Source organism: Variovorax sp. GW460-12-1-14-LB1 (genome assembly GCF_059423605.1).
Map to the genome: position 1 here is coordinate 1 of NZ_JBWKYF010000039.1, position 14471 is coordinate 14471.

At 70.2% G+C, this 14471-nt stretch carries 12 protein-coding genes; 11 read left to right on the plus strand and 1 reads right to left on the minus strand.

Annotation, left to right across the window (positions count from 1 at the left end):
• From ruvB to AC07Y4_RS19595, 3 genes are all read left to right on the plus strand, one after another.
• Nucleotides 1-1037 (plus strand): Holliday junction branch migration DNA helicase RuvB (ruvB, locus tag AC07Y4_RS19585; RefSeq protein WP_495266866.1); only part of this gene is annotated, 1037 nt, incomplete at its 5' end.
• Between the two features lie 10 nt (nt 1038-1047).
• The gene (dmeF, locus tag AC07Y4_RS19590) at nt 1048-2007 is read left to right on the plus strand and encodes a CDF family Co(II)/Ni(II) efflux transporter DmeF (RefSeq protein ID WP_159279394.1); all 960 of its coding nucleotides are present in this window, start codon (nt 1048-1050) and stop codon (nt 2005-2007) included.
• A 119-nt stretch (nt 2008-2126) separates the two neighbouring features.
• Nucleotides 2127-3194 (plus strand): hypothetical protein, encoded by a 1068-nt coding sequence (locus AC07Y4_RS19595; protein WP_487850248.1) that lies wholly within the window; start codon nt 2127-2129, stop codon nt 3192-3194.
• Between the two features lie 15 nt (nt 3195-3209).
• On the opposite strand, the gene AC07Y4_RS19600 is transcribed toward AC07Y4_RS19595, so the two are convergent.
• Entirely contained in the window at nt 3210-4961 is a 1752-nt protein-coding gene (locus AC07Y4_RS19600; RefSeq protein ID WP_487850247.1) for a lysoplasmalogenase family protein, read from the minus strand.
• A 94-nt stretch (nt 4962-5055) separates the two neighbouring features.
• Between AC07Y4_RS19600 and AC07Y4_RS19605 the strand changes: the two genes are divergently transcribed.
• The 8 genes from AC07Y4_RS19605 to AC07Y4_RS19640 all read left to right on the plus strand — a co-directional run bounded on the left by AC07Y4_RS19605 (nt 5056) and on the right by AC07Y4_RS19640 (nt 14446).
• Nucleotides 5056-5925, plus strand: coding sequence for a UDP-2,3-diacylglucosamine diphosphatase (locus tag AC07Y4_RS19605; protein ID WP_070062854.1), 870 nt, complete (start codon nt 5056-5058; stop codon nt 5923-5925).
• Nucleotides 5926-6074: 149 nt separating this feature from the next.
• Nucleotides 6075-7277 (plus strand): acyl-CoA dehydrogenase family protein, encoded by a 1203-nt coding sequence (locus AC07Y4_RS19610; protein ID WP_487850246.1) that lies wholly within the window; start codon nt 6075-6077, stop codon nt 7275-7277.
• A 13-nt stretch (nt 7278-7290) separates the two neighbouring features.
• Nucleotides 7291-8442: an acyl-CoA dehydrogenase family protein gene (locus AC07Y4_RS19615; protein ID WP_487850245.1), complete on the plus strand. Its 1152-nt coding sequence runs from the start codon at nt 7291-7293 to the stop codon at nt 8440-8442.
• A gap of 4 nt (nt 8443-8446) precedes the next feature.
• Nucleotides 8447-9961 (plus strand): acetyl-CoA acetyltransferase, encoded by a 1515-nt coding sequence (locus AC07Y4_RS19620; RefSeq protein ID WP_487850244.1) that lies wholly within the window; start codon nt 8447-8449, stop codon nt 9959-9961.
• Complete coding sequence (locus tag AC07Y4_RS19625) at nt 9958-10737, plus strand: enoyl-CoA hydratase-related protein (RefSeq protein ID WP_095947971.1); 780 nt, start codon at nt 9958-9960, stop codon at nt 10735-10737. The genes AC07Y4_RS19620 and AC07Y4_RS19625 overlap by 4 nt, the downstream gene beginning before the upstream one ends.
• A 20-nt stretch (nt 10738-10757) precedes the next feature.
• Nucleotides 10758-11585 carry an enoyl-CoA hydratase/isomerase family protein gene (locus AC07Y4_RS19630; RefSeq protein ID WP_487850243.1) on the plus strand — a complete coding sequence of 276 codons (828 nt, stop codon included), beginning with the start codon at nt 10758-10760 and terminating at the stop codon, nt 11583-11585.
• Nucleotides 11586-11691: 106 nt separating this feature from the next.
• Nucleotides 11692-12795: a CaiB/BaiF CoA transferase family protein gene (locus AC07Y4_RS19635; RefSeq protein ID WP_062478197.1), complete on the plus strand. Its 1104-nt coding sequence runs from the start codon at nt 11692-11694 to the stop codon at nt 12793-12795.
• Between the two features lie 73 nt (nt 12796-12868).
• A complete protein-coding gene (locus AC07Y4_RS19640; protein WP_487850242.1) occupies nt 12869-14446 on the plus strand; it encodes an acyl-CoA synthetase in 1578 nt (525 codons plus the stop codon).
• Nucleotides 14447-14471 lie beyond the last annotated feature (25 nt).

Sequence of the window (14471 nt, forward strand, 5' to 3'; positions counted from 1 at the left end):
CCGCCCCGCAACGCGTGGTGTCCGCCGCCCCCGCCTCGCCCAACGAGGAGGCGATCGAGCGGGCCCTGCGGCCCAAGCTGCTCGACGAGTACGTCGGCCAGGCCAAGGTGCGCGAGCAGCTCGAGATCTTCATCGGCGCGGCGCGCAAGCGCAAAGAGGCGCTCGACCACGTGCTGCTGTTCGGCCCGCCGGGCCTGGGAAAGACCACGCTGTCGCACATCATCGCGGCCGAACTGGGCGTCAACTTGCGCCAGACCTCGGGACCCGTGCTCGAAAAGCCCAAGGACCTGGCGGCGCTCTTGACCAACCTCGAGCCCAACGACGTGCTCTTCATCGACGAGATCCACCGCCTGAGCCCGGTCGTCGAAGAAATTTTGTACCCCGCGCTGGAGGACTACCAGATCGACATCATGATCGGCGAGGGTCCCGCGGCGCGCAGCATCAAGCTCGACCTGCAGCCCTTCACGCTGGTGGGCGCCACCACCCGCGCCGGCATGCTGACCAACCCGCTGCGCGACCGCTTCGGCATCGTGGCGCGGCTGGAGTTCTACACGCCCGAAGAACTGGCGCTCATCGTGCGCCGCAGCGCCGGCCTGCTCAAGGTCGAGACCGACGCCGCCGGCGGCTTCGAGATCGCGCGCCGTTCGCGCGGCACGCCCCGCATCGCCAACCGCCTGCTGCGCCGCGTGCGCGACTACGCCGAGGTCAAGGGCAACGGCCGCATCACCGAGGACATCGCACACAAGGCGCTGGCCATGCTCGACGTCGACCCGCAGGGCTTCGACCTCATGGACCGCAAGCTGCTCGAGGCCGTCATCCACCGTTTCGACGGCGGCCCGGTCGGCCTGGACAACGTGGCCGCCAGCATCGGCGAAGAGCGCGACACCATCGAGGACGTGATCGAGCCCTACCTCATCCAGCAGGGCTATCTGCAACGCACGCCGCGCGGGCGCATCGCCACGCTCGCGGCCTACCGCCACCTGGGCGTGGTGCCGCCCTCGGGCCGCGCCGACGGCCCGGACCTGTTCGGCGCCTGAAGAGAAAACCATGCACACCCACGACCTGAGCGCCTGGCAGCACGACCACCATTTCGGCGCCGGCAATGCCGCCGCCGAACGCAGCACCCGCCTCGTGATGTGGATCACCGCCGCCATGATGGTGGTCGAGATCGGCGCCGGCTGGTGGTTCAACTCCATGGCGCTTTTGGCCGACGGCTGGCACATGAGCTCGCACGCGCTGGCCATCGGCCTGAGCGCCTTTGCCTACGCCGCCGCGCGGCGCTACGCCCGCGACCCGCGCTTTGCCTTCGGCACCTGGAAGATCGAGGTGCTCGGCGGCTTCGCGAGCGCGCTGCTGCTGCTCGGCGTCGCCGCGCTCATGGTGGTCGGCTCGCTGGAACGGCTGTGGTCGCCCGTGGCCATCCACTACCCCGAAGCCATCTCGATCGCGGTGCTGGGGCTGGTGGTGAACCTGGTCTGCGCGCGGCTCTTGGGGCATTCGCATGACCATCACGGCCATGACCACGGGCACGGCCATGACCACCACCACGGCCACGACCACGCACACGGCCACGACCTCAACCTGCGCTCCGCCTACCTGCACGTGGTGGCCGACGCCGCCACCTCGGTGCTCGCCATCGCGGCGCTGCTGGGCGGCTGGTTCTACGGCTGGTCCTGGCTCGACCCGGCCATGGGCATCGTCGGCGCCGTGCTCGTCGCCGTCTGGGCCAAGGGCTTGCTGAAGGAAACCGGCAAGGTCCTGCTCGACCGCGAGATGGACCACCCCGTCACCGCCGAAATCCGCGAAGGCGTCGAGACGATGCTGGCCGACTCCGAAACCCGCGTGGCCGACCTGCACGTCTGGCGCGTCGGCCGCGATGCGTACGCCTGCGCGCTCACGGTGGTGACGCATTCAGCCACGCTCACGGCCGACCAGGTGCGGGCGTGCTTCTCGATGCATGAGGAGATCCGGCACTCGACGGTGGAGATCCAGCGCTGCGCTGAGTAGAGGAAGGGTTCCGCTGTTGCAGCCATCTCCTGTCTATCCATGAGAACGATGGCTCCGGCCTGCTTCAGAAATTCACGTGGACCCGTTTGCCGTGAGCGAACGCAAATCGGCGGCGCTGCATGAGCTTCCTTGATGCTTCTTGCGCCAGGACAGGCATCGGAAAAGCGCGCAAGTCACGAAACAGCACCTGGGTCGTTCTCGGCGCCATGTTTCTTTTCAGCCTTTCGGGCTGCAGCGTCCGCAAGGATTCGCCTGAAGAGCGCATCGGCAATTTCCAGTTCCAGTACGTGGATTTCACCGGCTACTTGCGTCCGGCCGATCCCTCGTACCTCATCGTCCGCCATGGCCGCCTTTTCCCGAAAGAGGTGAAGGCGCCTGATGAGACAGGTCGGTTCATCGCGATCGAAGCACGTTTGGCGGGCCCCCATCCAACATGGCTTGTGAGCAGTGCTTCCAACTTCTATTTCCTCAAGGAAGCATCGGATGGTTCGGTTGCGGTCACTCCGCTTCCGACCACGGCAAGGGCGATACCGAACGCATGGATCGCCAACGGAATTGCCACCACCCGACTCGATGCGGGCCGTTGGTTTGTTCACGACGCCAGAACGCATGAGCTGACGAATGGAAGAGCGCCGCCATACACGGGGCGAATTTTCGATGAGCGCTCGCTCCAGATTCAGTTGCTGCCGCTTCAATCGATTCCCGGGGTGGATTTCGATCTGGACGAAATCGTTTCGGTGTCGCCTGACAACAGCACGGCAGCTTGGTTCTCCTATCTGTTCTCATCAGGGGAGAAAAAAGGCGCTCTCACCGTCGTCGAAAAAGACGGTGAAACGATGCCGTTCACCAAGTTGGATCCACTGCTCTACGACGATGCATCTCCCCTCAACGATGCCTGGACGCCGTGGTTCAACACCTTTGCCAGCTGGCGTCGCACGAAGGAGGGTCGCTGGGTCGTCGATATCGACCACGAAAAAGTGGCGGAACTGGTGGAAAAGCGGCGCCGAGAGAAAGAGGCTGAGGACGCTTGCCGCAAGCGTCAGCTCGAGCGGCCACTCGACTTGCGCGAGACCTCGACGACGGGGCCAGTCGCCGCCGTGGAGTCGATTCTGGACTGCGATCCGAACGCCGGAAAAAACGCACATCGGCTTCCCTTGCGCCGCAATGCAACAGATGGTCGCTTCTGATAGGGCGAGCGAAATCTACCCACTTCGAGGAGATTTCGCATGCCGCACGATCAGCATCTGCGCCGTGTAGTACGTTGCCAGCACCCACAGCGACGCCAGCGGCAGCGGCGACACGAACCGGTTGATCGCCAGCAGCGCGTCGCTCAGCATGAAGAAGCAGGCGCCCACCGCCACCCACAGCGCGGCCGGGTCGCTTGAACGCAGCACCGCTGCACGCCCGATGGCCTGCGCGGCCATGCAGGCGATCACCACCACGTAGAAGCCGACCGGGATGCGCAGCGCCACCGGCAGGCCGCCCTGCCACAGGAAGGCGTACATGCCCGCGCCGATCAGCAGCGTGGCCGCCAGCGCGCGGGGCCGCGGGAACAGCCCGACGCCGATGCGGAACAGCGCGATGTACGCCAGGTGCGCGAGCAGGAAGCACACGAGCCCGGGCACGAAGAGGTTCGCCGGCCCCATCAGCAGCACGTCGCCCGCGAGCGAGAAGACCAGGCCGGTCAGCAGCAGCGCATCGAAGCGCGCGATGCCGCCGGGCTGGCGTTGCGCGCGGCGGGCCGCGAAGGCGATGGCGATGGCCAGGGCCAATGGCTTGAAGAGAAGGTGCAGCCAGCCGATGCCCAAGGCCGCGCTCGCCGTGGCCAGCGCGGCGGCCTCGACCAGCAGCACCTCGGTGACCGACAGCCGCCCCTGCAGCACCGCGCCCACGGCCCACAGCCCGGCCGTCAGCGCGGCCAGCCAGACGGCGGCCTGCGGCAGCGGCACGGCGTCGGAGTACCAGAGGAACACCGTCACGCCGGCCAGCAGCGCGAGGAACTGCAGGCCCGCGAACCACTGCACGCCCTGGCTCACCACGGGCTCGTAGCGCGTGACTTTCGCGATGTCGAAGGCGGGCTTCGGGTAGCGCGCCGCCACGTCGTCGGGGCGCCAGCCGGGCGGCTTGAACCACACGCGCAGCTTGTCGGACCAGCGGCGCGCATGCCATGAATCCCTGGCGAGCGCCCAGTAGACCTCGGCGTTGGCCCACAACGGGTCCCAGCTTTTCAGTTCGCCGCGCGTGCCGTACACGCAGCGCTCGTCTTCTTCGCGGAAGGTGCCGAAGAGACGGTCCCACACGATCAGCACGCCGCCGTAGTTGCGGTCGAGGTAGCGGTCGTTCACCGCGTGGTGCACGCGGTGGTTCGAGGGCGAGCAGAACCAGCGGTCGAACCAGCCCAGCTTGCCGACCTGTTCGGTATGCACCCAGAACTGGTAAAGCAGGTCGATGAGCGCCACCACGACGAACACCAGCGGCGGCACGCCGGCCACGGCCATCGGCAGGTAGAAGAGCCAGCCCAGCAGCGCGCCGCTCGAGGTCTGGCGCAGCGCGGTCGACAGGTTGTAGTGCTGGCTCTGGTGGTGCACCACGTGCGCGGCCCACAGCACGGCCGACTCGTGGCCCATGCGGTGCAGCCAGTAGTAGCAGAAGTCGTAGAACACCAGCGCCAGCAGCCAGCCGTACCAGGTGGTCCAGAACTCGCGCGCCGCGTCTTGCGGAAAGAGCGCCACGGCCGAATACACGGCCGTGTAGATGCCGATGCGCAAGAGCCCCGTGAGCACCGCGCTGATCTGGCTCAGCATGCCCAGCCCGATGCTGTTCACGGCGTCGGCCAGGCGGTAGGTGTCCTGCCCGGTGCCGCGCCGGGCGCGCGCGCGGCCGACCGCGAACTCGATCGCGATCAGCAGAAAGAACACGGGGGACACGAGAACGATGATCTGGCCAGAGCGCATCGTCCGATTGTGGCGTTGCCCCGGTGCCACGCGTCACCGGGATGTCACGGAGTCGCCATCGTGCGGTCACGCGCGGCTGCGAACCTGCCGGACCATGCAACGCGACGACGCTTTCCTTCGCGCCTGGCGCGACACCGCGATCCAGCCTCCCGAGCCGGAGGACGACGATGCGGCGCGTCCGGCGCTGCGCTATCGCACCCTCTGGATCTCCGACCTGCACCTGGGCACGCCCGGCTGCCAGGCCCGGGCGCTGCTCGACTTTCTCAAGCACACCGAGTGCGAGACGTTGTTCCTGGTCGGCGACATCATCGACGGCTGGCAGCTCAAGCGCCACTGGTACTGGCCGCAGGCGCACAACGACGTGATCCAGAAGCTGCTGCGCAAGGCGCGCAAGGGCACGCGCGTGATCTTCATTCCGGGCAACCACGACGAGTTCGCCCGCAAGTACCTGCACCACAACTTCGGCGGCATCGACGTGGCCGACGAATGGATTCACGAGACCGCCGACGGCCGCAAGCTGTGGATCATCCACGGCGATTTGTTCGACGGCGTGATCCAGTGCGCCAAGTGGCTCGCCTACGTGGGCGACTCGCTCTACGAGTTCACGCTCAAGCTCAACCGCCACCTCAACTCGCTGCGCGCGCGCATGGGGCTGCCTTACTGGTCGCTTTCGAAGTACCTCAAGGGCAAGGTCAAGCGCGCCGTGAGCTACGTGGGCGACTTCGAGAACGCCGTGGCCCGAGAGGCCCGCAACCGCGGCGCGCAGGGCGTGGTGTGCGGCCACATCCACCACGCCGAGATGCGCGACATCGACGGCATCCTGTACTGCAACGACGGCGACTGGGTGGAAAGCCTCACCGCGCTGGCCGAGCATGCCGACGGCACGCTCGAGATCATCGACTGGGCGCAGCACATGCCCGTCGGGACGCAAGCGGTGCCGGCGCGCGAAGCGGTCGCGGCCTGAACGTTCGGCCCTGCACGGGCCCCGACGCAAGAACTGAAGAAAAAAGCGCTCACCGCCGCGGTGGGGCGCCCACGTTCGTCCGATCCGACGATGCCGCGCGGGCGCGCGCGCCGCACACTTGCCGGGTGTGAACCCTGTGAGACAACACCATGGCCTGGACCCTCAGCGCGGCGGAGACCGCGTTTCGCGACGAGGTTCGCGACTTTCTCGCGCGCGAGCTGACGCCTGAGCTGCGTGCCGCAGGGCGCCGCTGCTCTGGCATCTTCACCGACTACGCCGACGGCAACCGCTGGCACCGCGTGCTGGCCCAACGGGGCTGGAGCGTGCCGCACTGGCCGGTGGAACACGGCGGCACCGGCTGGACGCCGATGCAGCACTACCTCTTCGCGAGCGAGCTGGCCGCGGCCGACGCACCGCCGCGCGCGCCCATGGGCCCCGGCATGGTGGCGCCGGTGATCATCGCCTTCGGCACCGAGGCGCAGAAGCAGGCCTGGCTGCCCGGCATCCGTTCGGGCGAGGACTATTGGTGCCAGGGCTACTCCGAGCCGCAGTCGGGCTCCGACCTGGCCTCGCTGCAATGCAAGGCGGTGCGTGACGGTGACGACTACGTCATCAACGGCACCAAGATCTGGACCACCCACGCGCAGTACGCCAACCGCATGTTCTGCCTCGTGCGCACCGCCTCGGGCGGCAAGGCGCAGCAGGGCATCAGCTTCCTGTGCTTCGACATCCCCCAGGCCGGCCTGACGATCCGCCCGATCATCAGCATCTCGGGCGACCACGAGCTCAACCAGGTGTTCTTCGACGACGTGCGCGTGCCCGCCAGCGGCCTCATCGGCGAAGAGAACCAGGGCTGGACGGTGGCCAAGTACCTGCTGCAACACGAGCGCGGTGGGGCCTGGGCGCCGATGCTGCGCGCGCGCCTGCGCCGGCTGCGCGCCGCGGCCGACAGCGCCTTCGCCGCCGCGAGCGAGTCCGCCGCCGACGAGGCGCGCGAGATGGCGCTGCGCCTGGCCGAGATGGACTGCGCCATCGATGCGGTCGAAGCCACCGAGCTGCAGTCGCTGCGCGCCCAGGCCCGCGGCGAGCCGCACGGCATCCGGCCCTCGATGGGCAAGGTGATGGGCTCCGAGCTGCGCCAGCGCCTGACCGAACTCGGCGTGGAAATTGCCGCGCACTACGCGGCGGCCGACCTGCCGCTGGACGACGGCCTGCAGGGCGCGCTCGCCGTGCCCGAGGAGGCGGTGTTCTCGATGTCCGCCTACCTCAACGACCGCGCCGCGTCGATCTACGCCGGCTCCAACGAAGTGCAGCGCAACATCATCGCGGCGCAGTTGCTGCAATCACGCTGAGGCCCCGTTCTCCATGACCACCCTCACCGACCAAGACGACACCCTCGCGATGCTGCGCGACAGCCTCGCGCGCTACCTCGACGACCAGCACGGCTTCGAACAGCGGCTTCATGCGCTGGCCGCCGCCGACGATGCACCGCCGCCGTTCTGGCAAGGCCTGGCAAGTGACCTCGGCCTGCTCGGCGCGGCCCTGCCCGAAGCGCAGGGCGGGCTGGGCCTCGGCCTGGCCGCGCACCTCGCGCTGATGCCCACGCTGGGCGGTGCGCTCGCGGCCGAGCCGTATCTTTCGACACTGGTGATCGGCGCCGGTTTGCTGCAGCGCCACCCGGGCGCGATGGCCGATGCGCTGCTCGCGCGCGTCGTTGCGGGGCAGGCCGTGCTGGCCTTCGCGCACGACGAGCCGCACAGCCGCCATGCGCGCGACGACGTGCGCACGAAGCTCGTGCGCGAGGCCGATGGCCGGCTGCGGCTCGACGGCCGCAAGGCCGTGGTGCAGGCCGCGCCGTGGGCCAGCCATCTCATCGTCACGGCGCGCAGCGACAAGGGCGTGTCGTTGCTGGTCGTGCCCAAGGACACACCCGGCGCGCAGCTGCGCGCCTACCGCACACGCGACGGCGGCCGCGCGGCCGACATCGCCTTCGACGCGGTGCGCCTGAATGCCGATGCGTTGCTCGGCGAGGAAGGCGCAGCGCTGCCGCAGATCGAACAGGCGCTCGACGAAGCCACGCTCGCGGTCTGCGCCGAGTCCATCGGCATCCTGCGCCGGCTGATGCGCGACACGCTCGACTACGTGCGCCAGCGCAAGCAGTTCGGCGTGCCGATCTCCAGCTTCCAGGTGCTGCAGCACCGGCTCGCCGACATGCACATGGCGCTCGAGCAGGCCGACGCGCTCACCGCCAGCGTGGGCGAAGCGCTGGCCACGGGCGCCGATGCGGCCTCGCGCGCTCGCGCCGTGTCGTCCGCCAAGGTCGCGGTCGCCAAGGCCTGCCGCGCGGTGGGGCAGGGCGCGGTGCAGCTGCATGGCGGCATGGGCATGACGGAAGAACTTGCCGTCGGCCATTACGTGCGCCGCGCCACCCTCATCGAAGTCCAGTTCGGCCCGCCCGCGTGGCACCTGCGCCGCGTGGCGCAGCTGCAGCAACAACAACCCCTCTCACAGCACTAACCCCATGACAGCACTGGACGACCGCACGCCGGTCATCGTCGGCGTCGGCGAGATCACGCACCGCACCAAGGAGGCCGCCGAAGGCCTCGAACCCATTGAGCTGATGGCGCGCGCCATGCGCGCCGCCGCACAGGACAGCGGCGCCGCCGCGCTGCTGGCCGGCCTCGACTCGCTCGACGTCGTCTGCGAGTACTCGTGGCCGTACACCGACGCGCCCGCGCTGCTCAACGCGCGGCTGGGCTGCAATCCGGCGCGCAGCGTCTACGGCGTCACCGGCGGCGAAGCGCCGGTGCGCTACATCCATGAAGCCGCGCTGCGCATCGCGCGCGGCGAGAGCAAAGTGGCCGCCATCACCGGCGCCGAGGCGCGCTACACGGTCGACGCCGCTGCCAAGCTCGGCATCCCGCTGGCCTGGACCCCGCGCGACGACAGCGTGAAGCTGGTGCGCGGCACCGACATCTGCCACCCCGTGGCGATCCAGCTCGGCGCGGCCATGCCGACCACCATCTACCCGTTCTACGAGAACGCCGCGCTCGCCCACTGGGGCCAGACGCCGCGCCAAGCGCAGGACGAGTCGTCGCGCCTGTGGGCGCGCTACTCCGAGGTGGCCGCCGCCAACCCCTACGCCTGGCTGCGCAAGCCCTTCACGCCCGAAGACATCGCCCGCGTCGACGCGGCCAACCGACTCATCGCCTGGCCCTACACCAAGCACATGGTGGCCAACCCGCTGGTCAACATGGGCGCGGCCGTGCTGCTCACCAGCGTGGGCCATGCGCGCGAACTCGGCATTCCCGAAGACCGCTGGGTCTACGTGTGGGACGGCGCCGCCGCGCGCGAGCCACGCGACTACCTGCAGCGTGACCAGTACCACCGCTCGCACGCGCAGGACCTGGTGATGGAAACCGTGCTCGCGCAGGTCGGCGGCGACGCCTCGGCCTTCGAGATGCTGGAGCTGTACAGCTGCTTCCCCATCGTGCCCAAGATGGCGCGCCGCACGCTGGGCCTCGAACCTGAGGCACGCATGACCTCCACCGGCGGCCTGAGCTTCTTCGGCGCGCCGCTCAACGACTACATGACGCACGCCGCCGCCGGCCTGGTGCGCGCGCTGCGCGCGGCGCCGAAGGGCAAGGCCGCGCTGCTCTACGGGCAGGGCGAGTACGTCACCAAGCACCACGCGCTGGTGCTGGGCTCCAGCCCGCCGCCGCAAGGGCTTCCGAAGCCCGACTACGACGTGCAGGCCGCCGCCGATGCGCGGCGCGGGCCGGTGCCGCTGCTGGTGCTGCAGTACGCGGGCGCCGCCACGCTGGAGACCTTCACCGTGGTCTACGGCCGCGACGGCCAGCCCTCGCAGGGCATCGTGATCGCGCGCACGCCGGCCGGCGAACGGCTCATGGCGCGCGTCGAGGCCACGGATGCGGCTTCGCTGAAGGTGCTGACTGACCTGGACCGCAGCCCTGTCGGCTGCGGCGGCACGGTGACGGCCGGTGCGGATGAACTCTTGAACTGGAGCGTGTCATGAGCGCAGTGACTGTCGAACGCCTGCCGGGCCACGTCGCCCTCGTCACCATCGACCGCCCCGAGGCGCGCAACGCCGTCAACGGCGACGTGGCGTCGGGCCTCGAAGCCGCCGTCGATGCCACCGAGGCCGACGACGACATCCGCGCCGTGGTGCTCACCGGCGCCGGCCGCGAGGCCTTCTGCGCGGGCGCCGACCTGAAGGAAGTGTCGGCCGGGCGCGGCAGCGCGTTGCGCACCGAGCGCGGCGGCTTCGCGGGCTTCGTGTACCGCGAGCGCAGCAAGCCGTGGATCGCCGCCGTCAACGGCAAGGCGCTGGCCGGCGGCACCGAGCTCGTGCTGGCCTGCGACCTCGTCGTGGCCGTGCGGCAGGCCGCCTTCGGTCTGCCCGAGGTGCTGCGCGGGCTGATCGCCGCGGCGGGCGGGCTGTACCGGCTGCCGCGCGCCATTCCGCCGAACATCGCGCTCGAACTGATCCTCACGGCCGGCCAGCTCGATGCCGAGCGCGCGCACGGCTTCGGCCTGGTCAACCGCCTCGTGGCCGATGTGGACGCGCTGCGCGAAGCCGCGCTGGCGCTGGCCGCCGAGATCGCGCGCAACGGCCCGGTGGCGGTGCGCCAGAGCCTGCGCGTGGCGCGCGAGGCGAACAGCGGACTCGACGAAGCCGCGCTGCGCGCCCTCACGCGCGACGCCTTCGAACGCGTGGCCGCGAGCGAAGACTTCAAGGAAGGCCCGCGCGCCTTCATCGAAAAGCGCGCGCCGCGTTGGACCGGACGCTGAACGCCGAGAAAGAGACCGCCATGCCCGACAGCGAAGCAGACGACATCCTCATCGACCGCAGCCGCGCCGGCATCGCGCTGCTCACGCTGAACCGCCCGGCGCGCCTCAACGCACTGAGCCAGCCCACCGTGCGGCGCCTGTGCACCGCGCTCGACGCACTGGCGCAGGACGACAGCGTGCGCGTGCTGGTGCTTACCGGCGCGGGGCGCGGCTTCTGCGCCGGCTGGGACCTCACGACGCCGCTCACGCGCCGCGACGACCAGCCGCTCGACGGCGAGCCCTCGGTGGCCGACCTGATGGCGGGGCAGGAGCTGTTCGCCGGCATGGTGCGGCGGCTGCGCGCGCTCGACAAGGTGGTGATCGCCGCCGTCAACGGCGTGGCCGTGGGCGCGGGCTTTGCGCTCACGCTGGGCGCCGACATCCGTGTGGCCGCGCGCTCGGCCTCGTTCCATGTGGGCGCGGTGCGCATCGGCCTCACGGCCGGCGAGTGCGGCATCAGCTACCACCTGCCGCGGCTGGTGGGCGCCTCGCGCGCCTTCGAGCTCATGCTCACGGGCCGACCCGTGCCGGCCGACGAGGCCGAGCGCATCGGCCTCGTTGCCGCGCTGGTCGACGACGACGCGTTGCTGCCGCGCGCGCTCGCCCTGGCCGCCGACGTGCTGCGCAACAGCCCCTACGCCACGCGCCACACCAAGCAGCTCATGTGGGCCAACCTCGAAGCACCGAGCCTCGACGCCGCACTCGAGGTCGAGAACCGCGCCCAGGTGCTGGCGCTGAAAACCGAGGATTTCCGCGAGGCCGCCGCGGCCTTCGCGGCCAAGCGCGCACCCGTCTTCACGGGCCGTTGAACCGTCCTGCCTCGGTTTCGTCGCTTCCGACGATGCGACGCCGGCGCCCGCGCGCCAAGATGCCTTCACACAACAGGCCGCTGGGTGCGCGCCAGAGGAGACATACATGGCAGGACCCCTGAAAGGACTTCGGGTCGTCGAGATGGCCGGCATCGGCCCCGGCCCCTTTTGCGCGATGCTGTTCGCCGACATGGGCGCGGAGGTGCTGCGCATCGCGCGCCCCGGCACGCGGCGCGACCCCCACGACATCCTGGCGCGCGGGCGCAGCACCTGGGAGGTCGACCTGCGCGCCCCCGACGCCGCCGCGCCGGTGCTCGACGCCATCGCGCGCGCCGACATCCTCATCGAGGGCTTCCGCCCCGGCGTGATGGAACGCCTGGGCCTGGGCCCGGCCGAATGCCTGGCGCGCAACCCGCGCCTGGTCTACGGCCGCATGACCGGCTGGGGCCAGCACGGCCCGCTGGCGCACGCGGCCGGCCACGACATCAACTACATCGCCATCAGCGGCGCGCTGCACGCCATCGGCCGCTCGGGCGAGGCGCCCGTGCCGCCGCTGAACTACGTGGGCGACTTCGGCGGCGGCGCCATGCTGCTGGCCTTCGGCCTGCTGGCCGCGCTGCACGAGGTCAAGGCCTCGGGCCAGGGCCAGGTGGTCGACGCCGCCATGACCGACGGCGCCGCCTTGTTGTCGGCCATGATGTACGGCTTCAAGTCGGCCGGCCAGTGGAGCAACCAGCGCGGCGAGAACCTGCTCGACGGCGGCGCCCACTTCTACGACACCTACGCCTGCGCCGACGGCAAGTACGTGGCCATCGGCTCCATCGAGCCGCAGTTCTACGCGCTGCTGCGCGAGCGCTGCGGCCTGGTCGACGACCCCGCCTTCGACGCCCAGATGGACGCCGACCGCTGGCCGCTGCTCAAGCTGCGCCTGGCCGACGTGTTCCGCACCCGCACGCGCGACGAATGGTGCGTGCTGCTCGAAGGCAGCGACGCCTGCTTCGCCCCCGTGCTCGACTGGGACGAAGCACCGCAGCACCCGCACAACGTGGCGCGCGGCACCTTCGCCACCGTGGGCGGCGTGGTGCAGCCCGCGCCCGCGCCGCGCTTCAGCCGCACCGCGCCGGTCGTGCCGCCGGCCGTGTCGCCCGACGACGGGCCCGCGCTGCTCAAGCGCTGGGGCGCGGCAGCGCCCGTGGCCGAAGCACGCTGACGTCCTTGTTTTCCGGGCATGCGCGTTCGCGCATGCATGGCATTTCCGCACCGCACCGACAGGAGCCTTGTCCATGCCCACCACGCCACCGCCGCTGTACCTCACGCAGGCCCTGCACCGCGCCATGCAGTGCAGCCCGCGCGCCGTCGCCACCGTGTTCCAGGGCCGCACGCGCACGTACGGCGAACTCGGCGAGCGTGTCGCGCGCCTGGCGGGCGGGCTGCGCCGCCTGGGCGTGCAGCCCGGCGACCGCGTGGGCGTGCTCGCGCTCAACGCCGACCGCACGCTGGAGTACTACCTGGCCGTGTGGTGGGCCGGCGGCGTGGTCAACCCGGTCAACACGCGCTGGAGCGTGGCCGAGATGGCGCACTCCCTCGACGACTGCGCGACGCACATCCTGTTCGTGGACGACCAGTTCCTGGCGACAGCGGACGAACTGCGCGCCGCCGCGCGCGCCGTCACCACCTGGGTCTACATGGGCGAGCGCCAGGCGCCCGCGGGCATGACCGATTACGAAGCGCTGGTCCGCGAGAGCGAGCCCGTGCCCGACGCGCTGCGCGGCGGCGACGACCTGGCCGGCGTGTTCTACACCGGCGGCACCACCGGCCGGCCCAAGGGCGTGATGCTCAGCCACGCGGCGCTGGTGATCAACGCGCAGGTGTCGATGCTCGGCGCGTTCTTCGACGACAGCGCGCGGCTGCTGCAGGTGGCGCCGCTCTTTCACCTGGCGGGGCTGTCGTTCCTGCTGCGCGGCGTGCTCATGGGCTGTGCGCAGATCATCCTGCCGGGCTTCTCGGTGGACGGCATGCTCGCCGCCATCGAGCGCGACCGCGCCACCAACCTCATGGCCGTGCCCGCGATGCTGCAGATGCTGGTGGACGACCCGCGCACCGCGCAGGCCGACCTGTCGAGCGTGCGCTTCGTGGGCTACGGCGCCTCGCCGATCACCGAGGCGCTGCTGGAGCGCGCCTTCGCGACCTTTCCGCAGGCCGAGTTCGCGCAGGGCTACGGCATGACCGAGCTGTCGGCCGGCGTGAGCTACCTCACGCGCCACTACCACTCGCCCGAAGGCCGCAAGCTCGGCAAGCTGGCCTCGGCCGGGCAGGCGCTCTCGGGCATCGACCTGCGCGTGTGCGACGGCGACGGCCGCGAGGTGCCGCGCGGCACCGTGGGCGAACTCACAGTGCGCAGCCCGTGCGTGATGCAGGGCTACTGGAACCTGCCCGAGCAGACGGCCGCTGCGCTGCAGGGCGGCTGGATGCACACCGGCGACGCCGCCCGCATGGACGACGACGGCTTCGTCTTCATCGTCGACCGCTACAAGGACATGATCGTGAGCGGCGGCGAGAACATCTACTGCGCCGAGGTCGAGGGCGCGCTCGCTCGCCACCCCGCCGTGGCCGCCGCCGCCGTCATCGGCGTGCCCGACGAGCGCTGGGGCGAGGCCGTGCATGCGGTGGTGGTGCGCAAGCCCGGCACCGATGCCGATGCCGAGGCGCTCATCGCCCACTGCCGCGAATTGATCGCCGGCTACAAGTGCCCGCGCAGCGTCGCGTTCGTCGACGCGCTGCCGATCTCGGGCGCCGGCAAGGTCATGAAGTACCGCCTGCGCGAGCCGCACTGGGCCGGCCACGCGCGTCGGGTTGCCTGACGAAAAAAACCACCAAGGAGACGAC